This window comes from Paenibacillus sp. BSR1-1 (assembly GCF_030403775.1).
GTDB lineage: Bacteria > Bacillota > Bacilli > Bacillales > Cytobacillaceae > Neobacillus.
Map to the genome: position 1 here is coordinate 161,185 of NZ_JAQMWQ010000005.1, position 26,174 is coordinate 187,358.

Below are 26,174 nucleotides of genomic sequence, written 5' to 3' on the forward strand. Positions count from 1 at the left end.
TTTTTTGAAAATTCACATGGTTTATTATATGTGGTGTATACTGTGTGGTATCCACCGAATCATATATAGATTTTGCAGTTAATGGATTAAGGAGGAATACATATGTCGGAAGAGTTAAATCAAGTAGAAGTGAAAAGCTTTGAAGTTGGGGACAAAGTAACAGGACAAGTAACTAAAGTTGAAGAAAAGCAGGTATATGTCGACATTCAAGATAGTAAACTTGATGGGATCATCCCGATTAGTGAGCTTTCCAGCCTTCATATTGAAAAGGCATCTGATGCTGTCCAGGAAGGTAATACTCTTGAATTAGAGGTATTAAAGGTGGAAGAGGAAGCATTAATACTATCAAAAAAGAAGGTTGATGCTTTAAAAGCATGGGATAGCTTAGAAAAGCAATACCAAAGCGGCGAAGTTATTGAAACAGAAGTTAAGGATGTTGTAAAAGGCGGTCTTGTTGTAGACCTTGGGGTCCGCGGTTTTGTACCTGCATCGTTAGTTGAAGCTCATTTTGTAGAAGATTTCTCTGATTACAAAGGGCGCAAGCTTACGTTTAAAATTGTAGAACTTGATAAGGAAAAGAACCGTTTGATTCTTTCCCACCGTGCTGTTGTGGAGGAAGAAAAAGGTAAACAAAAACAAAATCGTTTAGGTGCCCTTCAGGTTGGTCAAATTATTGATGGAACAGTTCAAAGAATTACCGATTTTGGTGCTTTTGTGGACATTGGCGGAATAGATGGACTTGTTCATATTTCCCAATTATCCTATGAACATGTTGGTAAACCAACGGATGTTGTTCATGAAGGTCAAAAAGTCCAAGTTAAAGTTCTTAGTGTTGATCGCGATAATGAAAGAATTTCTTTGTCTATTAAAGAAACTCTTCCTGGACCATGGTCAAATATTAATGAAAAAGCTCCAAAAGGCAGTATTTTAACTGGTACAGTCAAAAGATTAGTTTCTTATGGTGCCTTTGTTGAAGTATTTCCAGGTGTAGAAGGCCTTGTTCATATCTCCCAAATCGCTCATAAGCACATTGGCACACCTCACGAAGTACTAAAAGAAGGACAAGAAGTAAAAGTTAAGGTTCTTGATACTAATGAACAGGATCAACGTCTATCTTTAAGTATTAAAGAACTTCTCGAAAAGGAAGTTGAGGAAAACCTTGATTATGAGCTTCCTGAAGAGTCAAAAGGATTTCAACTTGGTGAAGTCATTGGCGATAAATTAAAGAATCTAAGAAAATAATGGTGATAAGAAGTGTCTAGATCTGAACGTAAATGGGACCACATTCGTTTTGCCCTCGAAAATGGGCAAGACGGTTCATCCGCTTTTGAAAATATTAAGTTTATTCACCAAAGCTTACCGAATATTAATGTGCTCGATGTTCGATTAGACCACTCAATTGGCGAACTTTATTTAAGTTCGCCAATTTTTATCAATGCTATGACAGGCGGCGGCGGAGAAAAAACCTATAGAATAAATAAAGAGCTGGCAATGGTAGCAAAACATTCAGGGCTTGCCATGGCTGTTGGTTCCCAGATGGCTGCGTTAAAGGATAAAACGCAAAAATATACATATGAAATAGTCCGAAAAGAAAATCCTGATGGTGTTCTCATCGCAAATTTGGGAAGTGAAGCGACACCAGATGAAGCGAAATCTGCCATTGACATGATCGAAGCAAATGCTATCCAAATTCACCTAAATGTGATTCAAGAGCTTACGATGCCTGAGGGGGACCGTGACTTTACGGGTGCTTTAAAAAGAATTGAAGCTATTGTAAAGAACGTAGAAGTTCCGGTTATTGTTAAAGAGGTAGGATTTGGAATGTCTATGGAAACAGTAAGAACTCTTAATTCTGTGGGTGTGACAGTGGTGGATTGTGGCGGCTTTGGTGGCACGAATTTTGCAGATATAGAAAACAGGCGCAGGGAAAAATCACTATCCTTCTTTGCAGATTGGGGCATTCCTACCCCCATTTCCATAATTGAAGCATCCTCAGTATCGAATGATATTTCCATCATTGGTTCTGGGGGATTTAATAACGGGATTGATATGGTAAAGGGCTTAGCTATCGGAGCCGATGCGATTGGAATTGCTGGTTATTTCTTACGAATTCTTGTTGACCAAGGGGTAGATTCCTTAATGGGTGAAATCGAAACTCTTCATAAAGAAATGATAATGATAATGACGGCCCTAGGGGCAAGGACAATTGCTGATTTAAAGAGAATTCCCCTTATCATCACTGGTGAGACCTGCCATTGGTTAAATCAAAGAGGAATAGATACAAGAACATTTGGTCAAAGAACCATTTAAAAAGCTCTCGCACCCTGAACTGCACCCCAATTGTTAGACACCATCTAACAGTAAGGGGTGTAGTTTTTTTATGGCTAAATTTAATGTAGAGGATAAATTAGCAGCAGTTCAACGCTATTTAAGAGGTAGTGAGAGCTATCGTACGATCGGAGCGTCCATTGGAGCTACTGATTATATGGTTAGAACCTGGGTGACGCAATACGAGCAAAATGGTCCAGAAGCGTTTAAAAAGTCCTATACAAGTTATTCTTCAGAGTTTAAACTAGACGTACTAAAATATATGAATGATAATGGGACGTCTCCAAATGAAACTGCGGCTATTTTTAATATCCCTTCCCCTGGTTTAATCCGTAAATGGAGAATACAATTCTCATCAAAAGGAGAAGACGCCCTCATATCAAAGAAAAAGGGGCGTCCGACTATGAAAAAGGATACAAATAAATCAAAACCTATTGAAAGAACAAACGAAGCACTGCAAGCAGAATTACAAAGTTTACGCATGGAGAATGCCTATTTAAAAAAGTTGAATGCCTTAGTTCAAAACAAGGAAAAATCACCAAACAAGACAAAGCGCAAGTAGTCTATGAATTAAAGCATAAATTTCCGGTGAAAGCACTTATTCAGCTCGCAGAGATTCCACGGAGTACGTATTACTATTGGGTGAAAAAATTCGGTTGCCCAGATCCTGATGCGGAGCTAAAAGAATTGATCCAAACCATTTATGATGAACATGAGGGCCGTTTTGGCTATCGTCGTATTCGCGATGAACTTAGAAATCGTGGGAATAAAGTAAATCATAAAAAAGTCCAGCGTATTATGAAAGAATTAGGTCTAAAATGTCTTGTCTGTATGAAGAAATATAAATCTTACAAAGGAACAGTTGGTAAAATTGCTCCCAATATTTTAAACCGAAACTTTAAAGCTGAGAAACCAAATGAGAAATGGGTTACAGATATTACGGAGTTTAAATTGTTTGGAGAGAAACTATATTTGTCCCCAATTTTGGATTTATATAATGGTGAAATTATTACATATACAATTGGTTCAAGACCAACCTACTCACTAGTTTCAACAATGTTAGATCAAGCTTTGGAGCGTTTAACAGACGATGATACCCTCCTTATTCATTCAGATCAAGGCTGGCACTACCAAATGAAAAAATACCAGCATACCCTCAGTGAACATAACATTACGCAAAGTATGTCTCGTAAAGGGAACTGTTATGACAACGCCGTAATGGAGAATTTCTTTGGGATCATGAAATCTGAACTTCTTTACCTAAAAGAATTTGAAAGTGTGGAACACTTCAAGCTAGAACTGGCAAAATATATTGATTACTATAATCACAAACGAATTAAGGCAAAATTAAAAGGCCTGAGCCCGGTACAATACCGAGTTCAGGCCCAACAAGCTGCCTAACGAAATAACCTGTCTAACTTTATGGGGTCACTTCAACCCGCGAGAGCTTTTCTTATTTATCTTTTACCATCATTCAATCCCCGTGCTTCCTCAGGGCTTGATAATTTTGTTGCACCAGGGTAGTGTAAAGCCTGATCACGATCTGATTCAACCCTTCTGCTTGCCTTAAGCTTTTTTTCTTGGCGGTCTTTTCCCAATATCCACACCTCCTCTTTTTAAGATGAATCACGACCGAAAATATTATGCGAACAAGTATGAAAGTACATAAGGATTACCAATAATGAAAATAATAGGAGGTGTGTGTAGTGGAAGGAACAATGTTTTATTGGATTTATTGGACGTTTTGGGTTTATTTAACCTTTATGATGGAAAAGCAAAACCCCTATCGTTTAAAACTTTCTGCAATTGTTCTCATAATTATTATCTTTTCAAATTATCATTTCTTCATTGGCAGCATGGAAATCTATAGTAGTGGTTTATTATTATTAATTTTCTCCTATTTATTTTTAGGAAAAGAAAAACTTGGTGCACTGCTCTATCTGTTTGTAGGAGCTTTAATTGTTTCAATTGCCTATGTGACCTTTCATTTATTTGAAATTTTTGATCCAGTTTGGATTATTTTCAAAAAGGAATGGATGATGGGGATAGTGATTGGCTATTTAGCCATTCTTTTGCAGAAAAACTTAAAAGGAAGGTTATTAATAGTCATCTGCGGCACAATGCAGGGAGAATTTTTATATGCATTTATTTTAAGTAAATACGATTTTCCTTATCCCATCGGTGCATTTGCATATTTAGATGCATGTTCTTTAATTGCTGCATTGTTGTCTGCCTGGAGTATTCTTGAAAATTCTGGAGCTATTTTCCAAAATCATTTTCACTTTTTTGAAAAAGCAAAACAAAAATCATCATGAAATTGAAACTTATTAAGCTTATCATTGCGGGAAAGCTTTAACATTTGCTAAACTATTGAAGTTAGACCCTTCTAAACAAAGAAGGGTTTATTTCTTCGTATTAGTGAATTCATTTGTTATTAGGATAAATGAACAATTAAGATTTTTAATATAAGAATAGAAAGGATGGCGATCATAATGGTGAAACCTGTTATTGCCATTGTTGGACGGCCCAACGTTGGAAAGTCTACGATATTTAATCGAATAGTGGGGGAACGAGTTTCCATCGTTGAGGATATTCCCGGAGTAACCCGAGATCGGATTTATAGTTCTGGAGAATGGCTGACACATGAATTTAATGTAATCGATACTGGAGGTATTGATATTGGCGATGAACCGTTTTTAGAGCAAATCCGCCAACAAGCAGAGGTAGCAATCGATGAAGCTGATGTAATTATCTTCTTAACCAATGGAAGAGAAGGAGTAACTGCTGCCGATGAAGAGGTTGCAAAAATTTTATACAAATCAAAAAAACCGATTGTACTTGGAGTTAATAAAATTGATAATCCAGAGATGCGTGAGCAGATTTATGATTTCTATGCGCTTGGTTTTGGTGAACCTATTCCGGTTTCCGGTTCTCATGGCTTAGGACTTGGGGATTTATTAGATGAGGCAGCAAAACACTTTCCTAAAAATAAGCAAATGGATTACGATGAAGAAACCATTAAGTTTTCCTTAATCGGCCGACCGAACGTTGGGAAATCTTCTTTAGTAAACGCTATTCTTGGTGAAGATCGGGTTATCGTCAGCAATATTGCCGGGACCACACGTGATGCCGTCGATTCTCCCTATACGTACAATGGTCAGAAATATGTCATAATAGATACTGCAGGTATTCGAAAAAAAGGAAAAGTGTATGAAAGTACAGAAAAATATAGTGTACTCCGTGCACTTAGAGCAATAGAAAGATCGGATGTTGTTCTTGTTGTCATTAATGCCGAGGAAGGTATTATTGAACAGGATAAGAAAATTGCTGGTTATGCCCATGAGGCAGGACGAGCAGTTGTTATTGTCGTAAATAAGTGGGATGCTATTGAAAAAGATGAGAAGACCATGAACGAGCTTGAGCAAAAAATTAGGGATCATTTCTTATTCCTTAGCTATGCTCCGATTGTGTATTTATCGGCAAAAACGAAAAAACGAATCCATACTCTTCTTCCGATGATTAATACAGCGAGTGAAAACCATTCAATGAGGGTTGAAACGAGTGTATTAAATGACATTATTATGGATGCGGTTGCTATGAACCCTACTCCAACTGATAAGGGAAAACGGTTGAAAATTTATTATACTACCCAAGTAGCCGTAAAACCTCCAACCTTTGTGGTATTTGTGAATGAACCTGAATTACTGCATTTTTCATATGAGCGCTTTTTAGAAAATAGGATAAGAGATGCTTTTGGGTTTGAGGGAACACCTATCAAAATTTATGCAAGAGAAAGAAAATAATGATGAGGTGGTGTGATGGCCGTGCAAGAAAAAAAAGAAGCTGTAGCTGTATTAGGGGCAGGGAGCTGGGGAACAGCACTTGCAATGGTATTAGCTGACAATTCTCATGAAGTCCGTCTTTGGAGCCATAATGAAGATCAGGTAAAGGAAATAAATGAAAATCATACAAATAAAAAGTATTTGCCTGGAGTTGACTTGCCTGAACGGATTGTTGGATATGGTTCTTTGAATGATGGGCTGATTGGGATAGAAACGGTCATTTTGGCGGTTCCAACTAAAGCTATTCGAGAGGTCCTAGGAAAAATCCGAGCAGTTTTACGAGAACCTATTACGATTGCGCATGTCAGCAAAGGTATTGAACCTGATTCTTTATTGCGCATTACTGAAATGATTAAAGAAGAAATGCCTGTTGAGCTATTAAAGGACGTTGTAGTTCTTTCGGGGCCAAGTCATGCTGAAGAAGTAAGCCTGCGCCATCCTACAACTGTTACAGTTGCTTCGGAAAATATGGCTGCTGCAGAAAAAATTCAGGATCTTTTTATTAATCACAATTTCCGTGTTTATACGAATTCTGACGTTATTGGCGTTGAAATTGGCGGTGCCCTTAAGAATATCATTGCCCTTGCTGCTGGTATTACCGATGGACTTGGATATGGGGACAATGCCAAAGCTGCGCTCATGACAAGAGGATTAGCTGAAATTGCACGACTAGGTACAAAAATGGGGGCAAATCCCCTCACTTTTTCCGGATTAGCTGGAATCGGCGATTTAATTGTTACCTGTACAAGCGTTCATTCGAGAAACTGGAGAGCCGGAAATTTGTTAGGTAAAGGAAAAACGCTGGATGAGGTACTTGACAATATGGGAATGGTCGTGGAAGGTGTTAGGACAACCAAAGCGGCTTATCAGCTTGCCCAAAAATATGAGGTCAAAATGCCAATTACATCTGCCCTTTATGATGTTCTTTTTAATGGGAAAGAGGCAAAAGATGCGGTTGATGTATTAATGGCACGCGGAAGAACTCATGAAATGGAAGATTTAGTTAATGTTTTAGATGAAAGAAACTTTGAAAATTAAAAATGTGCTTTTTCAGAAAGAAAATAGGCTTTAGATGATACGCTTTTTACCTTCTTTGCATACAATGCAACGAAGTAACTTGGTAGTATGACGCCTGGAGTATGGGTTATTTAGTCCAGTAGACTGAAGTAAAGAAATCGCCCCTCTTTACTTCAGTTTTTTTATTTTTCATGTCTTGGCCAAGCTATGGTATAATAACTTTCGAAAAAAAGGGGGAATTATGTTTGTCACCAGGAATGTTAAAAATGTGGATTTCAATTGCTGGCATGGCTCTGATGTTCCTTGCCATAATCACCATATATTTCAGCAGATATAAGCTTAAGGGCGTATTTCGGCTCTTGTCAGCCATTCTTGCGTATATATTTATGATTATTGCTGGACTTACGCTTCTTATTGTTTTCTTCACATAATTGATCAAATACATAGTATAAAGGTGATTGTCATGAAATGGAAAGTCCATGGTTTATTTTTTGTCCTTATTGTTTTTTTACTATCTGGTTGTATGTATCCCAAAGAAGAGTTAGCAAAAAATCAAATCCCATATAAAGATCAAATCCAAGCCGTTCAAACAGCTGTAGATGATTTTAAAAAGGATAATGGAGGTATCCTTCCAATCAAAACAAAGGATGCTGAAACTCCCATTTATCAGAAATATCCAATTGATTTCAAAAAAATTACACCAAAATATCTTTCTGAGCCTCCGGGGAATGCTTATGAAAACGGCGGTATTTTCCAATACGTGCTTGTGGATGTAGAAACCAATCCAACTGTTAAGTTATTGGATTTACGGATTACAGAAACAATCCGTGATATTAATTTAAGAATTAAAGCAAAGGGCTACCCGCCTTATAAAGAACAAATTGCTAAAAATGTGTTTTCTTTGGATTACAAAAAGCTAGGATATGAGAAGGCACCTTATGCTGTTAGTCCTTTTACAAATCAAAATCTTTCCTTTGTCATAACCGGCAATGCCGAAGTATTTGTGGATTACCGGCCTGACCTTTATCAGGCCCTTCAAAAGACAGATACACAGCTAAAACCAGGAGATGATATCCGCTCCATATTGGTAAATGAATCGATGTTTGTTCCTGCCTATTCCTTGCCATATACCGTGGATGAAAAAACGAAGGAGCCTGTATTCCTGGAAAAATAAGAAATTGTCATAACCCTTTTCCTATGAAATATATTTTAGGAGAAGGGTTTTTTGGCTTAATAAATTAGATATGGCATTTAGCCTATATCCGTGACTATAGATAGAAACCCTCCATAAATTCAAACGTTCAGACACTACAGATAGTTAATTAAATCGGGGAAATTTTAAGAAGGGGGTAAATATTTTTTTGAAAACAGTCATAACAAGATAGGACAACATCATAAACATATACTGTCCAAAAATACCTAAATGGATGAAATTATCCCACTTTACTCAATGATCGGGAGGGGATCACTTGGAAAAGGTCGACTTATTTAAAGATATCGCCGAAAGAACAGGCGGCGATATTTATTTAGGAGTAGTAGGAGCAGTACGAACAGGAAAATCTACGTTTATTAAAAAATTTATGGAGCTTGTTGTTTTACCGAATATAAGCAGTGAAGCAGAAAGATCCAGGGCACTCGATGAGCTTCCACAAAGTGCTGCCGGGAAAACCATTATGACAACAGAACCGAAATTTGTACCGAATCAGGCGGCTACTGTTCATGTTGATGAGGGTTTAAATGTGAATATTAGGCTCGTGGACTGCGTTGGCTATACGGTTCCAGGTGCTAAAGGTTATGAAGATGAAAATGGACCAAGGATGATTAATACTCCATGGTATGAGGAGCCAATTCCATTCCATGAAGCAGCAGAAATTGGTACAAGAAAAGTAATCCAAGAGCATTCCACCATTGGGGTTGTCGTTACAACAGATGGATCTATTGGGGAAATCCCTAGAAGCAATTATATAGAGGCAGAGGAAAGAGTCATCGAAGAGCTGAAGGAAGTAGGCAAACCATTTATTATGGTGGTAAACAGTGCACAGCCTTACCATCCAAGTACAGAAACGTTAAGATCCAGTTTAGCTGAAAAATATGACATTCCTGTCATCGCAATGAGCGTTGAAAGCATGCGCGAAAGTGATGTTCTCAATGTACTTCGCGAAGCACTTTATGAATTCCCTGTCCTAGAGGTGAATGTAAATCTTCCAAGCTGGGTCATGGTGTTAAGAGAAAATCATTGGCTTCGTGAAAGCTATCAAGAAGCAGTTAAAGAAACGGTAAAAGATATCAAGAGATTAAGAGATGTGGACCGGGTGGTACAGTCATTCAGTGACTTTGAATATATTGAAAGAGCTGGGCTTGCCGGAGTTGAAATGGGTTCAGGTATTGCTGAAATCGATTTAATCGCACCTGATGAATTATATGATGATATATTAAAAGAAATCGTCGGTGTTGAAATTAGAGGGAAAGATCACCTCCTGGAGCTTATGCAGGATTTCGCCCATGCAAAAGGAGAGTATGATCACATTTCTGATGCCTTAAAGATGGTGAAGCAGACTGGGTACGGGATTGCCTCTCCTACACTTTCAGATATGAGCCTTGAGGAGCCTGAAATTATTCGCCAGGGTGCCCGCTTTGGAGTGAGATTAAAGGCTGTAGCACCTTCGATTCATATGATAAAAGTCGATGTTGAGTCTGAGTTTGCCCCAATCATTGGCACAGAGAAGCAAAGTGAGGAGCTTGTCCGTTACTTAATGCAGGACTTTGAGGATGACCCGCTGTCAATTTGGAATTCAGATATCTTTGGACGCAGCCTAAGTTCCATTGTCCGTGAAGGCATTCACGCAAAACTTTCCTTAATGCCAGAGAACGCTAGATATAAACTAAAAGAAACACTAGAAAGAATTATAAACGAAGGTTCTGGCGGTCTAATTGCCATCATCCTTTAAGCTATGGACTCCCAACCTGGAGTCTTTTTTTTGTTTTTTCGCTAAAAAATATGGAATATTACCCCAGCAGAGTAGAATTTTGTAGAAGCAAAGAAAAGATTACCATAATTTCATGAAATGTTCTTGCTATGCGGTTTTGATTATGATAATCTTTTAACAGAATTACGTTATAGTGCTTGAAACCTTTATTTCTCAAGGTTTTTTATTAAAAAAATAGATTTAAGCCATAAAAGTGGCAAATTTGTATAACTTTAGTAAGAAAACCTTGCTATGACGTATAGAAATTAGAAAAATTGTTTAGAAATGTAGATAAGTAATCTTATTTACGAATCTTGATAATTTCTTTGGGAGGAGGTGAATGGCATGAACAAGACAGAACTTATTAATGCAGTAGCTGAAGCTAGCGAGCTTTCTAAGAAGGACGCTACAAAAGCAGTTGATGCTGTTTTTGATGCGATTTTAGATGCTTTAAAAAATGGTGATAAAGTCCAATTAATCGGTTTTGGTAACTTTGAAGTACGTGAGCGCGCAGCGCGTAAAGGTCGTAACCCTCAAACAGGTGATGAAATCGAAATCGCTGCTAGCAAAGTACCAGCTTTCAAACCAGGTAAAGCGCTTAAAGACGCAGTAAAATAATTACATAAATTTATTGCTTTAAGCGAACGCTTAAGAGCTAAGGCCATGGTGAAATTCCATGGCCTTTTTCTATTTTTTGCTTGAAGTTTACTGATTATGCTAATATGTATTTGTCATTTTATTTTTGACGGACATAGGAGGAATTCAGTATGACAGAAGTGAACCGTGCCCAAATTGAAGAGGCGGTACGTTTGATATTAGAAGCTATTGGTGAGGACCCAAATCGAGAAGGTCTGCTTGATACACCTAAACGAGTGGCAAAAATGTATGAAGAAGTATTCAGTGGATTAAACGAGGATCCGAAAGTTCATTTTGAGACTATCTTCAGTGAGGATCATGAAGAGTTAGTTTTGGTGAAGGATATTCCGTTTTATTCTATGTGTGAACACCATTTAGTCCCTTTCTTTGGGAAAGCCCATGTGGCGTATATTCCGAAGAATGGTCGTGTTACTGGGCTTAGTAAATTAGCAAGAGCGGTAGAGGCTGTTGCGAAAAGACCGCAGCTCCAAGAAAGAATTACAGCCACGATAGCTGACAGCATAATGGAGAAATTAGAGCCTCATGGTGTTATGGTTGTAGTGGAAGCAGAGCATATGTGTATGACGATGCGTGGTGTGAAAAAGCCAGGTTCAAAAACAGTTACAACCGCTGTACGTGGAAACCTTGCTGATGATTCCATTGCCCGGTCAGAAGTACTTTCATTAATAAAATATTAAGAATTCATAATAAGGGGTGGTAATGTGGAAGAAAAGCGCAATTCACAAAATAGTGAATATGTGGTTATTAAGGCGCTAGATGATGGTGTAAGCGTCATTGGTTTAACGCGGGGGTCTGATACAAGATTTCATCATTCAGAGAAGCTTGATAAAGGTGAGGTTTTAATCGCTCAATTTACCGAGCATACGTCCGCAATAAAAATAAGGGGAAATGCAACAATCCTTACCCAATATGGCCAGGTTGAAAGCGAAATGAAGAAATAAGCAAGACTATTTCCTATTAATTTGTGATTTCCTGCTCAGCGCACGTCTTTTGTGTTATAATCATGTTTGGCTTGTTTTAATAATAAAAAGATTCTTTTTCATTTTTTGGAGCATGAATTTTACTTTGCGGATAGGAAATAAGAATACATATAGATATATTACTTCGGGGAAGCAAGGGTGATTAATATGCAAGATATTCAACAAAAATTTGCAGTAATTCTAGAGAAGGTTGAAAAAAGTGTTTTTGATGCATTCTTGCTCAAATATATTAATATTCCGGTGATTGACGAGGATAAGCTGCTTGTCCTTATTTCTATCATGGACCGTCTGGACCTTTCCTTCAGTGAATTAGAGAACTATGCATTGTCCACCATGCTAATTCAAATCGCCCTTGATACCCATGAACATATAATAAATTCACCAGAGGCTGAAAAAAGTCGTCAGCTTACTGTTTTAGCTGGAGATTATTTTAGCGGTTTATATTATAAGCTACTCGCGGATTCAGAGGATATTTTGATGATCAAAGCCCTTTCCCAAGGGATTAAAGAAGTAAATGAGCATAAGATTTCTGTCTATCATCATGAATCTGAGGGAATTGAAAAGGTAATGGCAAGTATAAAGGTGGTCGAAAGCGCAATACTTGCTAAACTATCTGAATATTTTAAAGTCGATTTATGGAATGATTTTATTACTAATCTTTTCTTTTTTAAACGGCTTCTTAATGAAAAACGGCATTTTGAACAAAAAGAAGGCTCAGTTTTATTCGATGCATTGAAAAGAATTATTTTTCCAATCAATGAATTTAAAATTAAAGAATTATCAAATGAGCAGCAAAAGCAGTTATTGAAAATAGTGGATCATTATCTTGAAGTTTCAAAAAAGGTCATTGAAAAAGGGCTCTTGCAGCTACCTTACTTAAATGATTTACTTGAAAAAAGAATTAACATGTTGTTGAATCAGCACAAGCCATATGCCAAAACTTTTGTGGAAGAAGGTTAAATTATATGCAGCAATCGAAGGAACAACGAGTTCATCATGTTTTTGAAAAAATATCTGACAGCTATGATAAAATGAACTCTGTTATCAGTTTTCAGCAGCACATCAAATGGCGGCAGGACACGATGAAGAGAATGAATGTTCAGCCTGGTTCGAAGGCCCTTGATGTATGCTGCGGTACTGCTGATTGGACGATTGCCTTAGCAGAAGCAGTTGGACCGTCTGGAGAAGTTGCTGGCTTGGATTTTAGCCAAAATATGCTGAATGTAGGGATTGAAAAAGTTAAACAACTTAAGTTAAATCAGGTAAAACTAATTCATGGGAATGCCATGGAGCTTCCATTCGAGGATAATAGTTTTGATTATGTGACAATTGGGTTTGGTCTTAGAAACGTTCCTGATTACCTTCAGGTTTTAAAAGAAATGCATCGGGTTGTAAAACCAGGTGGAATTGCAGTTTGTTTGGAAACATCGCAGCCAACACTAATTGGGTATAGGCAGCTTTTTTATTTTTATTTTCGCTTTATTATGCCGGTATTTGGTAAGTTATTTGCGAAAAGCTACAAAGAATATTCATGGCTCCAAGAATCAGCACGCGATTTTCCTGGGATGAAAGAGCTTGCACGTATGTTTGAACAGGCAGGCTTTAATGATGTCATGTATAAATCATACAGCGGCGGTGCAGCTGCTGTTCATATTGGCAAAAAGAATTAATTTAATTGTACGAAAGACAGGATGAAAAGCTGGGTGAATACAAATGAAATTAAAAATGATGTATTCATTTTTGAATTCGGATATTAACATAATTGAAAAAACGCTAGAAGAGACTATCCAATCAGAGTCTATTCTTTTGAGACAAGCTTCTATGCATACATTACAAGCCGGAGGAAAAAGAATTCGTCCTGTTTTTGTTTTGCTTGCTGGTAAATTTGGTCATTACAATATAGGATTAATGAAAAATGTGGCCGTTGCTCTGGAGTTAATTCATATGGCATCACTTGTTCACGATGATGTCATTGATGACGCTGATCTTCGTCGAGGGAAGCCAACCGTTAAATCAAAATGGGATAACAAGACTGCTATGTATACGGGTGACTTTGTGTTTGCTCTCGCCCTTGAATTAATGACCAATATTAAAAGACCATTAGCTCATAAGATATTAGCAGAAACGATTGTTGAAGTAACAATCGGGGAAATTCAACAAATTAAAGATAAATACCGCTATAATCAAAATCTCCGGGATTACCTCCGAAGAATAAAGCGAAAAACAGCCCTGTTAATCGCTTCTAGCTGCCAGCTGGGTGCTATCGCAGCAGATGTTGAAGAATCCATCCATCAAAAACTATACAGATTTGGCTATTATGTAGGTATGTCCTTTCAGATAACTGATGATATATTGGATTTCACGGCAACTGAAAAGGAATTGGGAAAGCCTGCAGGCAGTGACCTATTACAAGGGAATATTACTGCACCGGCCCTGTATGCAATGGAAAACCACAAGTTTCGCAGGGAAATAGAAAAGGTTAATGAACATATGACTCCTGCAGATATTGCCCCAATTATTAATCTGATCAAGCAGTCTGGTGCAATTGAAAAGTCTATTGCCTTAAGTGACCATTATTTAGATAAGGCATTAGCTATATTAGAAGAGCTGCCAGAAAATAAAGCCAAAAAAACGCTCCGTGATATTGCCAAATTTATTGGGAGACGGAAATTCTAGCTGGCACAAGCTTGCCAAATATTCGAAACAATGTTAATATTTTCGTGGATTGTTTTAAGTAACAATCATGATACATAACAAACTAGGAGTGGAATTCATGGAAAAGACATTTTTAATGGTTAAACCAGACGGCGTACAGCGCAATTTAATCGGTGAAATCGTTGCGCGTTTTGAAAAAAAGGGTTTCCAATTAGTTGGTGCAAAATTAATGAATATTCCCAACGAACTAGCTGAAGAACATTACGGAGAACACAAGGAACGTCCATTCTTCGGTGAATTAGTTGATTTCATTACATCTGGTCCTGTTTTTGCTATGGTATGGCAGGGAGAAAACGTAATTGCAACTGCCCGCCAAATGATGGGTTCTACAAATCCAAAGGATGCAGCACCTGGCACCATCCGCGGTGATTTTGGTCTGACAGTTGGTAAAAATGTTATTCATGGCTCTGATTCACCTGCAAGCGCGGAGCGTGAAATCGGTTTATTCTTCAAAGAAGCTGGAGTAGTTGAGTATACAAAATTAGTAAACGAATGGATTTATTAATTTAAATTCGATTGAGCACTTGTATTATTGATACAAGTGCTTTTTTGTATCCGCATACAAAAAATTTATCTCTATTTTCGGAATAGTTCCACTATGTTTATTTCTCTGTATATGTTATATTGATACATAAATCTTTAATGAGTTGAAGGGGGAAAGAGAATGGGAATGAGGTACTTAACCGCTGGAGAATCCCATGGACCACAATTAACGACAATATTAGAAGGTCTGCCTGCCGGGATGCCATTATTATCTGAAGACATTAATGATGAGCTTGCAAGAAGACAAAAAGGGTATGGCCGTGGAAGAAGAATGCAGATTGAGAAAGATACCGCCGAAATCGTCTCAGGAGTTCGTCATGGACAAACCCTTGGATCACCAATTGCATTAGTCGTTGAAAACAATGATTGGAAGCATTGGACTAATATAATGGGGGCTGAACCGTTAGAAGAAGGTCAGGAAGACGAAATTAAACGAAAAGTAACTCGAGCCCGGCCTGGCCATGCGGATTTAAATGGTGCGATAAAATACGGTCATCGTGACATGAGGAATGTGCTAGAACGTTCATCTGCGCGCGAAACAACCGTAAGAGTTGCTGCTGGTGCTGTTGCTAAAAAACTACTATCTTTAGTTGGCGTAAATATCGTTGGACATGTAGTTGAAATTGGCGGAGTTAAAGCCCAAGCTGATGATTCCTTATCAATAGAGATGTTGAAGGAACGGACCGAAAATTCACCTGTTCGGGTTGCCGACACAAATGTCGAACAAAAAATGATGGATGCGATTGATGAAGCTAAGAAAAATGGCGACTCCATTGGCGGAGTGGTAGAAGTTATCGTAACAGGCATGCCTGCCGGAGTTGGCAGTTATGTTCATTATGATCGAAAATTAGATGCCAAACTAGCTGGTGCAATCGTAAGTATAAATGCTTTTAAGGGTGTCGAATTCGGTATTGGATTCGAAGCTGCCAGAAAGCCTGGAAGTGAAGTACACGATGAGATTGGATGGGAAGCAGGACTTGGGTATTACCGCAAAACAAATCGCCTTGGCGGTTTTGAGGGCGGGATGACAACTGGAATGCCAATTGTCGTCCGCGGAGTAATGAAGCCAATTCCGACTCTTTACAAACCGCTAATGAGTGTTGACATCGAAACGAAAGAGCCGTTTGCTGCCAGCATTGAACGCTCTGACAGCTGCGCTGTCCCAGCTGCTGCAGTTGTTGCTGAGAGTGTCGTTGCATGGGAACTGGCCAATGCTCTTATTGAACAATTTTATAGTGATAGATTTGAAACCTTTGCCGAAGAAATAAAAAGGCAGCGTGAATATGCGAGGGAATTTTAATGGAAAAGATACACATCCAAACAGAGTCTAAACAATATAATGTCTTTGTTGGAGAAGGTGTTCGAAAAGATCTGGAATCATTCATATCCAATCATTTTCCAAAATTGACAAGGATATTCATTATGACAGATGAAACTGTAGCCAAGCTTCATCTTGACAAGTTGCTGACCATTCTATCATCGTGGGATCCTATTGTTTTTACCGCACCCAGTGGTGAAAAAGCCAAAACATTCGAAATTTATTATAATGCATTGTCAGCTGCTCTTGAAAACCGACTTGACAGAAAGTCGCTTATTTTGTCATTTGGCGGGGGCGCAGTGGGGGATTTGTCAGGATTTGTGGCTGCCTCATTTATGAGAGGAATCCCTTTCGTGCAAATTCCGACAACTATTTTAGCTCATGATAGTGCTGTGGGCGGAAAAGTGGCCATCAATCATCCACTCGGGAAAAATATGATAGGGGCCTTTCATCAGCCAGAGGCTGTATTTTATGATTTAGAATTTCTTAAAACATTACCTGCACAGGAAATTCGCTCTGGGTTTGCTGAGGTTATTAAACATGCTCTAATTTATGATCCGGAATTTTATGATTGGCTTCAAGCTAATGTTCATGATTTAAACATGCTCCCGATTGAACAGCTGTCTGAATGTTTAATAAAAGGGGTTAAAATTAAAAATGAATTTGTCAGTCAGGATGAACGTGAAACAGGCGTTCGTGCTTATTTGAATCTAGGGCATACGTTGGGACACGCAATTGAGTCTGAAATGGGTTATGGGAATTTTACTCATGGGGAATCCGTAATGATTGGGATGATTTTTGCAATTAAATTAAGCCAGCAGCTGCTCGGACTTTCATTCAATTTAAAGGAATTTATTAATTGGGTTGAAAAGCTGGGGTACGAAACTAAAATCCCTAGTCATTTATCATACGATAAATTAATAAATAAGATGAAGCAGGATAAAAAATCTGTCGGCGAAACAATTCGTTTTGTTTTACTAGAGCAATTGGGTACACCGATTCTTCGTGAGATTTCAGATAAATTATTATTAGAGGAGCTTAAAAGCTTTTAAACAGGGAGGGTTTTTCATGTTCAGAGGGGTGAGAGGAGCGACGACGGTTACAGCTAATACTGAAGAGGCAATTGTTACAGCTACTGAAGAACTTTTGGCTAAAATCATTGAGGTTAATCAAATTCAACCTGATACTGTCGCATCCGTTTTTATTTCTACTACAGAGGACGTTACAGCAGCATTTCCTGCAAAGGCCTTGAGAAAATTTGAGGGATGGACCTACGTACCTGTAATGTGTATGAGGGAAATCCAAGTTCCGAATTCGTTAAAAATGTGCATCCGAATTATGATGCATGTCAATACAAATCAAAATCAGAAAGATATTCTCCATGTTTATTTAAATGAAGCCAAGGTTCTAAGACCTGATCTCGATAATAGTTTGGCATTATAAAAGATATAACCAATGGGGTGGATAATATGAGATGGAAAGAGCAATTACTTACGCTGACTCCTTATCAGCCTGGAAGACCAATTGAGTCAGTCAAGAAACAATACAAACTAGATAAAATTGTAAAGCTTGCATCAAATGAAAATCCGTTCGGATGCTCTAAAAAGGTGCTTCCGGCGCTTCAATCGATATCTAACAATTTGGCTATATATCCGGATGGTTATGCAGCAAATTTAAGAGAAGAACTTGCTGCATTTTTAGAAGTGGGCGAGAATGAACTGATCTTTGGAAATGGTTCAGATAATATCATTCAAATGATTTCAAGAGCCCTGCTGCATCCAAATGCAAGTACGATAATGGCTACGCCGACTTTTTCTCAATATAAGCATAATGCAATTATAGAAGGAGCCATTATTAAAGAGATTCCTTTAAAAGACGGTGATCATGATTTAGAAGCAATGCTAGAAGCAATTGATGAACAAACAAATGTCATTTGGGTATGTAGTCCTAATAATCCAACTGGTACATATATTCCAGAAAATAAATTAACCTCGTTTTTAGATAGAGTGCCGGATCATATTTTAGTGGTTGTTGATGAAGCTTATTATGAATATGTTGATGCTGATGACTATTATGAATCCATAAGTCTGACACGCAAGTACCAAAATGTTATCGTGCTTCGAACTTTTTCAAAAATTTACGGACTTGCTGCCTTAAGGGTTGGATACGGTGTTGCACATTCATCCATAATTAAGGCACTAGAACCTGCGAGAGAGCCGTTTAACGTTAACACTTTAGGACAATTGGCAGCGGTAGCTGCAATCAAAGATCAAGAATTTGTTCTGGAATGTAAAGAAAAAAATAGACAAGGCCTTGCTCAATTTTATGCGTTTTGTGATGAAAATAAATTGAGTTATTATCCATCGCAAACCAACTTTATATTAATCGATTTTAAAGTGGATGGTGACAAGGTTTTTCAATATTTACTAGAAAAAGGGTTTATTACTCGTTCAGGCAAAGCGTTAGGGTTTCCAACCTCCGTTAGAATTACGGTTGGCCTTCCTGAACAAAATGAAGGGGTACTAAAAGCACTAAGTGATTTTCTGGCTGAGAATTAACGCTGAACGGCTTTTGGTCTAGGGGGAGGAATTATTTTTGAATGGCCGTGTTTTCGTCATTGGATTGGGCCTAATAGGGGGTTCCTTGGCTCTTTGTATAAAAAAAGAGCATCCACAAGCAACCATTATTGGCTTAGACATCAATAGTGAACAAGCAAGACTTGCCAAAATGCTCGGAGTAATTGATGAAATTGCTGCTGATATACAAGATGGGGCCAATGAGGCTAAATTAATTATTATTGCGGCCCCAGTCAATGATACCAAAACCATTATTCAATCACTTTCAAAGCTTTCACTAAACCCGGATGTGATTGTAACGGATACAGGAAGCACGAAAAGTAAAATTGTCGAAAACGCCTTCAGCTTAAAGGAACAAGGAATTACTTTTATTGGTGGGCATCCAATGGCCGGTTCACATAAAAGTGGTGTGTCGGCAGCAAAAGAAATTTTATTTGAAAATGCTTTTTACCTATTAACACCCGGGGAGTATGTTGAAAATTCAAAGGTGATGTTACTTAAAGAGTGGTTAAAGGGGACTAATGCCAAGTTCTTAACCATTACCCCGCAAAATCACGATTACCTTACAGGGATTGTCAGTCATTTCCCGCATATCATTGCTGCCTCAATCGTCCGCCAAACTGAAAAATTGTCGGAAGCAGACAGCCTGATCCCCCGCCTCGCTGCAGGAGGATTTAGAGATATCACCCGCATTGCATCAAGCAGTCCAGAGATGTGGAAAGACATCCTTTTACACAATCGTGAAAATTTAATTGAGCTGTTAAACCATTGGCAAGACGAAATGGAATGGGTTAAAACGCTATTAGAAAATGAAAATAGCACTGCCATTTATGATTATTTTTACCAAGCAAAACAATTCCGTGATGGACTACCAATAAAAGAAAAAGGTGCAATTCCGGCCTTTTATGATTTGTATGTTGACATACCTGATTACCCTGGTATCATTTCCGAAATAACAGGATTTTTAGCAAAAGAAAAGATCAGCATTACAAACATTCGAATCCTTGAAACACGTGAAGATATAAATGGTGTTCTGGTGATTAGTTTTCAAACGGAAGAGGATCGACATAGGGCTGAACGTTGTATTCGAGCCTATTCAAGCTACGCCACATCCATCGGTTCCTAATTTATATTAATTAAAAAGGTGATTTCATGAAATCAATAACACTTAATACGAAACTAAATCGGTTAATTGGTGAAATAACTATCCCTGGAGATAAATCTATCTCCCATCGTTCCGTTATGTTTGGTTCCATCGCACACGGTGAGACAAAGATTACTAATTTCCTTCCTGGTGAGGATTGTTTAAGTACGATTTCTTGTTTTCGGAAGCTCGGGGTATCCATTGAGGAAGAAGACAACCAGATCCGAATCAGCGGAAATGGAATTGAGGGGCTAAAAGAGCCAATTGATGTCTTAGACGTAGGGAACTCTGGTACAACCATTCGTTTATTGATGGGAATATTGGCCGGAAGACCATTTTTCTCATCGCTAGTGGGTGATTCTTCGATTGGGAAACGGCCGATGACAAGGGTTACTGGTCCATTAGCGAAAATGGGGGCTGTGATTGATGGCCGTAATAGCGGTTCCTATACTCCATTATCCATTCGCGGAGGAAAGTTAAACCCAATTCAGTACGAACTTCCGGTTGCCAGTGCCCAGGTTAAATCTGCCCTTATTTTAGCTGGTTTACAGGCTGAAGGGATTACTCAAATAATCGAACCTTCTGAAACTAGAGATCATACTGAAAGAATGATTCGGCAATTTGGCGGAGTGATTGATAAGGAGAATAAAATTATTACGGTTAAAGGCGGTCAAAAGCTGACAGGAGCTACGATTCACGTTCCTGGTGATATTTCCTCTGCAGCGTTCTTCTTGGTCGCTGGGGCTATTGTACCAGGCAGTGAAATCGTGCTGAAAAATGTAGGATTAAACCCAACTAGAACCGGTATTATTGAGGTTCTTAAAAATATGGGTGCTGACTTAGAGATTATTTCAGATGAGAGCGACTCCTTTGAACCAGCCGGTGACCTCGTTATAAGAACTTCAAGTCTAAAAGGAACGGTGATTGAAGGGGATTTAATTCCAAGGCTTATTGATGAAATTCCGATTATTGCCCTATTGGCAACACAAGCTGTAGGGAAAACCATCATAAAAGACGCGGAGGAACTTAAGGTAAAAGAGACAAACCGTATCGATACCGTTGTCAACGAACTCAAAAAATTAGGTGCATCAATAGAGGCGACAGATGATGGAATGATAATAAACGGTAAATCTAATCTACATGGCGGAACCGTCTCCAGCCATGGTGACCATCGCATAGGTATGATGCTGGCAATTGCAGCACTAGTCAGTGATGGTGAGGTATTCCTTGAAAATCCAGAGGCTATCGCTGTTTCCTACCCCAATTTCTTTGAACATTTAAAAAGCCTGACAAACTAAAAGCTGCCATTATGGCAGTTTTTTTGTATGTCATAGTTTTGTTAATTTTCGCATAGCTTGTCTTAAGAGAATATTAAAGGGTGGGTGGACAATGTATATCATTGAAAATGCCAATATCCTTAAAGATAAGCGGTTAACAACCTGTTCACTCATCATTAGGGAAGACCGAATCGAGTCAATACAAAGAAGTTCCAAGCATTATCGTTTGATGAAAATGAATGTTGAACCGTATATCATGACCCCCTCTTATGTTCTGTTAAATTCTAAAATCTCACCTGATATTTCCTTCCGGGATTTGAAAACGATGTTTATCGATCGATTCTTATTAAAAGGATCCACGGCTCTAATTACATTTGTCCAAGTTAACTTTGAAAATGAACTAATTGAAAGAATCAATGAAATGAAGATGACACTACTCAACAGCCCGCTTGACTTTGTCATTGCGGTAAAAATCCCTGTTCGCCTTTTAACCCCGTCATTTATCCGAAAATGCAAAAAAGAAAAAGTACCAGCTATTTTTGTTGAAATAAGATGTCCAGAGGAATTAGCCAATATGCCATGGGGATGGATCAGGGAAGCCTTGTTCCCATTCAATAGTCCATTAATTCCAATAATTTCTACTTCAAATAAGAAGGAAGCTGGCTTCACTTTGTCGAAATGGAAAAGTATCATGGAAAATGAAAAAATTTCCGCTTTTTACGAAGAGCTAAAAGAAGACCTGCCACTTTCAATCAATGCATTAAATCATTTAGGACTCTATCCCCATATGGCGAGCCTTATGAATGGCACTGAATTAAGCTATAATTTATATGTAAAGGGAAGAGGAATCATGAATGTTGATGAACAGAAATTATTTCATTATCATGGTGATAGACTTGTAGTTACAGTTCACAAAGGAAAGGTTGTTCGGTCTGGGGAAAAGGTTTTATTTAAACCAGGATATGGAGAACATGTAAAAGTGCGAACCCCAGCTTATTTTTCTTTGTAAATTTAGGGGAAGAGGTAGAAGTCAATGGACAGAGTTAATAAAATTATTTCTATGTTAGAAAACGGCCAACATAATGAGGCCTTAAATGAATATAATGTTTTATTACAAAGCGGAATGCCTGATGAAAAATATCTTCTAAGTGAAGAATTGTATCAGTATGGTTTTCTTGATGAAGCAAAGGCACTTGTTGAGAACCTTTTAGAAATGTACCCTGAGGAGGGTGAACTGCTTGTACTATTAAGTGAGATTCTAATTGAAGCGGGGGAAGAGGAAGAAGCCATTCTAATTTTGGAAAAAATTTCAGAACATGATGCTAATTTTGGGCAGTCATTACTTTTATTAGCGGACCTATACCAAGTTCAAGGTTTATATGAGGTCTGTGAAAATAAGCTGCTTAAGGCTAAGGAAATATTGCCTAATGAAATCATTATCGATTTTGCCCTGGGCGAGCTTTATAGTGAACAGGGCGAAATAAGGCAAGCCATGGCTGCTTATGAAAAAGTTTTAACAGAAGAAAGTGAGATTGCCGGAGTCAATATTCACCAGAGAATGGCAGACCTGTTAAGTACTTCTGGCCTCTTTGAAGAAGCGTTAGTCTACTATGATAAAGCGCTGGATGAAAAGTTAGAAATTAATACATTATTTGGCTATGCTTTTACAGCGCTACAGGCAGGTTATAACAGAACTGCCATTGAGAAGTTCAATGAATTAAAAGAACTAGACCCAGAATATCATTCACTTTACCTCCATCTTGCCATGGCATATGAGCGGGAAGAAGAGCTTGAAAATAGCATACGTGCAATTAAAGAAGGCATTAAGCAAGACGAATTTAATAAAGAATTATTTTTCTACGGAGGAAAAATATCTATTAAGCTTGGAAAGATTGAGGAGGCAGAACAGCTTTTTCGGGAGGCAATAGCCTTAGATCCCGGCTTTACCGAGGCTGCTCTAACCTTAAATAAGCTTCTATTCCAACAAGAGCGGCATGAGGATGTGCTGGATTTAATTTCAGCCCTTGACATTGCTGAGGATGAAGAACCCCAATTTTTATGGGATTCTGCCCTTGCTTTAGAGAAATTAGAGAAATTTTCATCCGCATTAGACAAATATGAAAGTGCATATACTTTTTTTAAGAACAATGAGGCATTTTTACAAGATTACGGATATTTTTTAGTTGAGGAAGGAAAATCAGACCTCGCTGCCGAAATTTTTAAACAGCTGCTAATTAAGGATCCTACCAATTTTGAATACCTTGACTTGGTTGAACGTTTAAACGATTTTAAAGATTAAAAATGCTGATTTTGCAGAGGAGGGAAACTATCATGGCAACCCCTGTTTCTGTCAACGAGAAGAAGGACTTTATACGATGGTTTTTAAATCATTATCAACTTAAGAGAAGAGAATGTGTTTGGATTCTAAATTATTTAATGAGCCACGATCAACTTATGGAAAAGGTTCATTTTGTTGAGCAAGCACAGTATTGTCCACGAGGTTTGATCATGTCTACCCATTGTGTAGATAAAGTACCATTTCGCTTTTATAAGGAAAATGTCATGACCACTGATGCTGAAAAATCCTTTCATGATATTCGGCTTAACCGGGACGAAGATATTTTTATTCAATTAAACTTCCATGCATCAAATCAAGCACACCAGTATGCAGCAGTCCTTGAAGAAAATCCATTTGTACCTAAACATCTGCAGGTTAACGAGAAAGATGGAGTAATTGCTGAACAACTGCTGCAAAACAGTATTGAACGCTTTCAACGCGAAAAACTGCTTCAATTGATTGATGAAGCACTTGATAAACAAGATCGCCAAGCGTTTAAAATGTTAACGGAAAAATTAAATAAACTAAATCAAGCTGAACCAAAAGGAAGCCTGCGTTAAAGCAGGCTTCTTTTTTCTTTTGCATCTTAATTATTTTATTGTTTTTGGAGAAAATGATAATATAGGAATAGTGAATTCTTAAAGGTTGGTGCACACTATGAAATGGATACCTCAAGAGGTAGAGACCTACTTGAATGCGAAAGAGTATGTCGATACCGCTGTTGTCCCTTTATATTCGGTTTCAGTTGGGGGGGAAATGAAGCAATCTGCTGCTGCTGCAGAATTTATCACTTTATTAACAAGTCATTTAGAAAGACAATTTACGGGAAGAATAGTCTTGTTTCCGCCATTTACATACTTAAAAAATGATAGTACAGAAAAAGTCTTTAATGAACTGCACAATTGGGAGTCCAGTATTTTTCAGAGTGAATTTAAACACGTATTTTATATCACCTCTGAAATTGAATGGAGAGAAAGCTCCGAAAAATTAAAGGGATCGTTAATTTGGCTTCCGGCCATCCCGCTTGAACAGATGAGTGATTCGCAAAAATTAACGATTATCGACAGTCAAGTCAAACAGCTATTAACCCTTTTTACGCAAAAATGGCATGAAAATATGTAAAACTATCCAGAATATATGTTTTTAAAATAGTATGATATTGACCTTGCATGCAGATTGATATATCATTGTTATGTCCTAGTTTTATATGTGTTTAATTTTTGTCCGCTGGACTTAAATTCGTTAATAGAGGGGGGATAAGCATGAGTAAAGAGCGCGTTTCAAGACGTCAATTCTTAAGCTATACTTTAACAGGTGTAGGCGGTTTCATGGCAGCTGGAATGTTGATGCCAATGGTAAGATTTGCAGTTGATCCAGTATTGAAGACTGAAGGTGCCGGTAATTTTATTGCAACAAAGCAAAAGGTTTCTGAAATAACTGATGAACCAGTAAGGGTTGACTTCACCTTCAAGCAAAAGGATGCATGGTATGAGTCTGAAGTAACCAATACTGCTTGGGTTTATAAGAATGGGGACAAGATTGTTGCCCTATCACCAACTTGTAAACATTTAGGCTGTACGGTTAACTGGAATACAGACAAGGAGCATCCAAACCAATTCTTCTGTCCATGCCACTATGGTCGTTACACGAAGGATGGTACAAACATAAAGGGTACACCACCACTTCACCCGCTTGATGTATATCCTTACAAAGAAAAAGACGGTTTCCTATATCTAGGAAAAGCTGAACCACGGAAGGAGGCGTAATCATTGTTAAACAAAATTTACGATTGGGTAGATGAACGTTTAGATATTACGCCACTGTGGCGCGATATCGCAGACCATGAAGTACCTGAGCATGTTAACCCGGCGCATCATTTTTCAGCGTTTGTTTATTGCTTTGGCGGTCTGACATTTTTTGTTACTGTTATTCAAATTCTCTCTGGTATGTTTTTAACCATGTATTATGTACCGGATATTAAAAATGCATGGGAGTCCGTTTATTACCTTCAAAATGAAGTAGCATTTGGACAAATCGTACGTGGAATGCATCACTGGGGAGCCAGCTTAGTACTTGTAATGATGTTTTTACATACATTGCGCGTGTTTTTCCAAGGTGCCTATAAAAAGCCGCGTGAGCTTAACTGGGTTGTCGGAGTACTTATTTTCTTCGTAATGCTGGGCTTAGGTTTTACAGGTTACTTATTACCTTGGGATATGAAGGCGTTGTTTGCAACAAAAGTAGGTCTGCAAATTGCCGAAGCAACTCCGTTCATTGGTACCTATGTAAAGGTTCTACTAGCTGGACATGAACATATTGTTGGTGCGCAAACGTTAACTCGATTCTTTGCGATTCACGTGTTCTTCCTGCCAGGTGTTCTTTTAGGTCTAATGGGGGCCCACTTCATCATGATTCGCAGACAAGGTATCTCAGGACCTCTTTAAAACTTATTAGCTGAAATTGTAATTTTATC

29 protein-coding genes are annotated in these 26,174 nt (G+C 38.1%); 28 read left to right on the forward strand and 1 reads right to left on the reverse strand.

The features are described 5' to 3' along the window. Window positions 1-102: 102 nt before the first annotated feature. The 3 genes from rpsA (at window position 103) to PH210_RS10855 (ending at window position 3,729) form a co-directional block, all read left to right on the forward strand. Entirely contained in the window at window positions 103-1,242 is a 1,140-nt protein-coding gene (gene rpsA / locus PH210_RS10845; RefSeq protein ID WP_289985282.1) for a 30S ribosomal protein S1, read from the forward strand. Between the two features lie 12 nt (window positions 1,243-1,254). Then, a complete protein-coding gene (fni, locus tag PH210_RS10850) occupies window positions 1,255-2,310 on the forward strand; it encodes a type 2 isopentenyl-diphosphate Delta-isomerase (RefSeq protein ID WP_289985283.1) in 1,056 nt (351 codons plus the stop codon). Between the two features lie 70 nt (window positions 2,311-2,380). Then, window positions 2,381-3,729 (forward strand): IS3 family transposase gene (locus tag PH210_RS10855; protein ID WP_289985284.1). Its coding sequence is split into 2 segments (ribosomal slippage): window positions 2,381-2,825 and window positions 2,825-3,729, totalling 1,350 coding nucleotides; the frame shifts between segments, so codons are not numbered across the junction. A 56-nt stretch (window positions 3,730-3,785) separates the two neighbouring features. Here PH210_RS10855 and PH210_RS10860 read toward each other — a convergent pair. Then, window positions 3,786-3,926, reverse strand: a complete 141-nt coding sequence (locus PH210_RS10860) for a YpzI family protein (protein WP_007084885.1) — start codon at window positions 3,924-3,926, stop codon at window positions 3,786-3,788. 108 nt (window positions 3,927-4,034) lie between these two features. On the opposite strand from PH210_RS10860, the gene PH210_RS10865 reads away from it, so the two are divergent. From PH210_RS10865 to qcrB, 25 genes are all read left to right on the forward strand, one after another. Next, window positions 4,035-4,643, forward strand: a complete 609-nt coding sequence (locus PH210_RS10865) for a YphA family membrane protein (RefSeq protein WP_289985286.1) — start codon at window positions 4,035-4,037, stop codon at window positions 4,641-4,643. A 177-nt stretch (window positions 4,644-4,820) separates the two neighbouring features. Continuing rightward, the gene (gene der / locus PH210_RS10870) at window positions 4,821-6,131 is read left to right on the forward strand and encodes a ribosome biogenesis GTPase Der (protein ID WP_289985287.1); all 1,311 of its coding nucleotides are present in this window, start codon (window positions 4,821-4,823) and stop codon (window positions 6,129-6,131) included. A gap of 15 nt (window positions 6,132-6,146) precedes the next feature. Further along, complete coding sequence (locus tag PH210_RS10875; protein WP_289985288.1) at window positions 6,147-7,208, forward strand: NAD(P)H-dependent glycerol-3-phosphate dehydrogenase; 1,062 nt, start codon at window positions 6,147-6,149, stop codon at window positions 7,206-7,208. Window positions 7,209-7,432: 224 nt separating this feature from the next. Further along, window positions 7,433-7,618, forward strand: a complete 186-nt coding sequence (locus PH210_RS10880) for a DUF2768 domain-containing protein (RefSeq protein WP_289985290.1) — start codon at window positions 7,433-7,435, stop codon at window positions 7,616-7,618. A gap of 32 nt (window positions 7,619-7,650) precedes the next feature. Then, window positions 7,651-8,361 carry a YphF family lipoprotein gene (locus tag PH210_RS10885; RefSeq protein ID WP_289985291.1) on the forward strand — a complete coding sequence of 237 codons (711 nt, stop codon included), beginning with the start codon at window positions 7,651-7,653 and terminating at the stop codon, window positions 8,359-8,361. Between the two features lie 295 nt (window positions 8,362-8,656). Further along, entirely contained in the window at window positions 8,657-10,135 is a 1,479-nt protein-coding gene (spoIVA, locus tag PH210_RS10890; protein WP_289985293.1) for a stage IV sporulation protein A, read from the forward strand. A 363-nt stretch (window positions 10,136-10,498) separates the two neighbouring features. Then, window positions 10,499-10,771: a non-specific DNA-binding protein Hbs gene (hbs, locus tag PH210_RS10895; RefSeq protein ID WP_007084878.1), complete on the forward strand. Its 273-nt coding sequence runs from the start codon at window positions 10,499-10,501 to the stop codon at window positions 10,769-10,771. Between the two features lie 149 nt (window positions 10,772-10,920). Further along, window positions 10,921-11,487: a GTP cyclohydrolase I FolE gene (gene folE / locus PH210_RS10900; protein WP_223593495.1), complete on the forward strand. Its 567-nt coding sequence runs from the start codon at window positions 10,921-10,923 to the stop codon at window positions 11,485-11,487. A 24-nt stretch (window positions 11,488-11,511) separates the two neighbouring features. After that, the gene (gene mtrB, locus PH210_RS10905; protein WP_223593493.1) at window positions 11,512-11,751 is read left to right on the forward strand and encodes a trp RNA-binding attenuation protein MtrB; all 240 of its coding nucleotides are present in this window, start codon (window positions 11,512-11,514) and stop codon (window positions 11,749-11,751) included. A gap of 186 nt (window positions 11,752-11,937) precedes the next feature. After that, entirely contained in the window at window positions 11,938-12,750 is an 813-nt protein-coding gene (locus PH210_RS10910; protein ID WP_289985500.1) for a heptaprenyl diphosphate synthase component 1, read from the forward strand. A gap of 5 nt (window positions 12,751-12,755) precedes the next feature. Beyond that, window positions 12,756-13,460 carry a demethylmenaquinone methyltransferase gene (locus tag PH210_RS10915; RefSeq protein WP_289985302.1) on the forward strand — a complete coding sequence of 235 codons (705 nt, stop codon included), beginning with the start codon at window positions 12,756-12,758 and terminating at the stop codon, window positions 13,458-13,460. Between the two features lie 43 nt (window positions 13,461-13,503). Next, window positions 13,504-14,466: a heptaprenyl diphosphate synthase component II gene (hepT, locus tag PH210_RS10920; RefSeq protein ID WP_289985304.1), complete on the forward strand. Its 963-nt coding sequence runs from the start codon at window positions 13,504-13,506 to the stop codon at window positions 14,464-14,466. 97 nt (window positions 14,467-14,563) lie between these two features. Continuing rightward, window positions 14,564-15,010, forward strand: coding sequence for a nucleoside-diphosphate kinase (ndk, locus tag PH210_RS10925; RefSeq protein ID WP_289985306.1), 447 nt, complete (start codon window positions 14,564-14,566; stop codon window positions 15,008-15,010). Between the two features lie 165 nt (window positions 15,011-15,175). After that, window positions 15,176-16,348 (forward strand): chorismate synthase, encoded by a 1,173-nt coding sequence (gene aroC, locus PH210_RS10930; protein ID WP_289985501.1) that lies wholly within the window; start codon window positions 15,176-15,178, stop codon window positions 16,346-16,348. Then, a complete protein-coding gene (gene aroB, locus PH210_RS10935; RefSeq protein WP_289985307.1) occupies window positions 16,348-17,418 on the forward strand; it encodes a 3-dehydroquinate synthase in 1,071 nt (356 codons plus the stop codon). The genes aroC and aroB overlap by 1 nt, the downstream gene beginning before the upstream one ends. A 16-nt stretch (window positions 17,419-17,434) precedes the next feature. Continuing rightward, window positions 17,435-17,809 carry a chorismate mutase gene (gene aroH / locus PH210_RS10940; RefSeq protein ID WP_289985308.1) on the forward strand — a complete coding sequence of 125 codons (375 nt, stop codon included), beginning with the start codon at window positions 17,435-17,437 and terminating at the stop codon, window positions 17,807-17,809. Between the two features lie 26 nt (window positions 17,810-17,835). Continuing rightward, on the forward strand, window positions 17,836-18,924 hold the full coding sequence (gene hisC / locus PH210_RS10945; protein WP_289985310.1) for a histidinol-phosphate transaminase: 1,089 nt from the start codon (window positions 17,836-17,838) through the stop codon (window positions 18,922-18,924). A 37-nt stretch (window positions 18,925-18,961) separates the two neighbouring features. Then, the gene (locus PH210_RS10950; protein ID WP_289985311.1) at window positions 18,962-20,068 is read left to right on the forward strand and encodes a prephenate dehydrogenase; all 1,107 of its coding nucleotides are present in this window, start codon (window positions 18,962-18,964) and stop codon (window positions 20,066-20,068) included. A gap of 26 nt (window positions 20,069-20,094) precedes the next feature. Further along, the gene (gene aroA, locus PH210_RS10955) at window positions 20,095-21,384 is read left to right on the forward strand and encodes a 3-phosphoshikimate 1-carboxyvinyltransferase (protein WP_289985313.1); all 1,290 of its coding nucleotides are present in this window, start codon (window positions 20,095-20,097) and stop codon (window positions 21,382-21,384) included. A 91-nt stretch (window positions 21,385-21,475) separates the two neighbouring features. Continuing rightward, window positions 21,476-22,372, forward strand: a complete 897-nt coding sequence (locus tag PH210_RS10960) for a hypothetical protein (protein ID WP_289985315.1) — start codon at window positions 21,476-21,478, stop codon at window positions 22,370-22,372. A gap of 24 nt (window positions 22,373-22,396) precedes the next feature. Then, window positions 22,397-23,662 carry a tetratricopeptide repeat protein gene (locus tag PH210_RS10965; RefSeq protein WP_289985316.1) on the forward strand — a complete coding sequence of 422 codons (1,266 nt, stop codon included), beginning with the start codon at window positions 22,397-22,399 and terminating at the stop codon, window positions 23,660-23,662. A gap of 32 nt (window positions 23,663-23,694) precedes the next feature. Further along, window positions 23,695-24,261 (forward strand): ReoY family proteolytic degradation factor, encoded by a 567-nt coding sequence (locus tag PH210_RS10970; protein ID WP_289985317.1) that lies wholly within the window; start codon window positions 23,695-23,697, stop codon window positions 24,259-24,261. A gap of 97 nt (window positions 24,262-24,358) precedes the next feature. Then, window positions 24,359-24,823, forward strand: a complete 465-nt coding sequence (locus tag PH210_RS10975) for a YpiF family protein (protein WP_289985319.1) — start codon at window positions 24,359-24,361, stop codon at window positions 24,821-24,823. A gap of 140 nt (window positions 24,824-24,963) precedes the next feature. Continuing rightward, on the forward strand, window positions 24,964-25,467 hold the full coding sequence (locus PH210_RS10980; RefSeq protein WP_289985321.1) for a Rieske (2Fe-2S) protein: 504 nt from the start codon (window positions 24,964-24,966) through the stop codon (window positions 25,465-25,467). Window positions 25,468-25,470: 3 nt separating this feature from the next. Then, window positions 25,471-26,145 carry a menaquinol-cytochrome c reductase cytochrome b subunit gene (gene qcrB / locus PH210_RS10985; protein WP_223593471.1) on the forward strand — a complete coding sequence of 225 codons (675 nt, stop codon included), beginning with the start codon at window positions 25,471-25,473 and terminating at the stop codon, window positions 26,143-26,145. The last annotated feature ends 29 nt before the right edge of the window (window positions 26,146-26,174 follow it).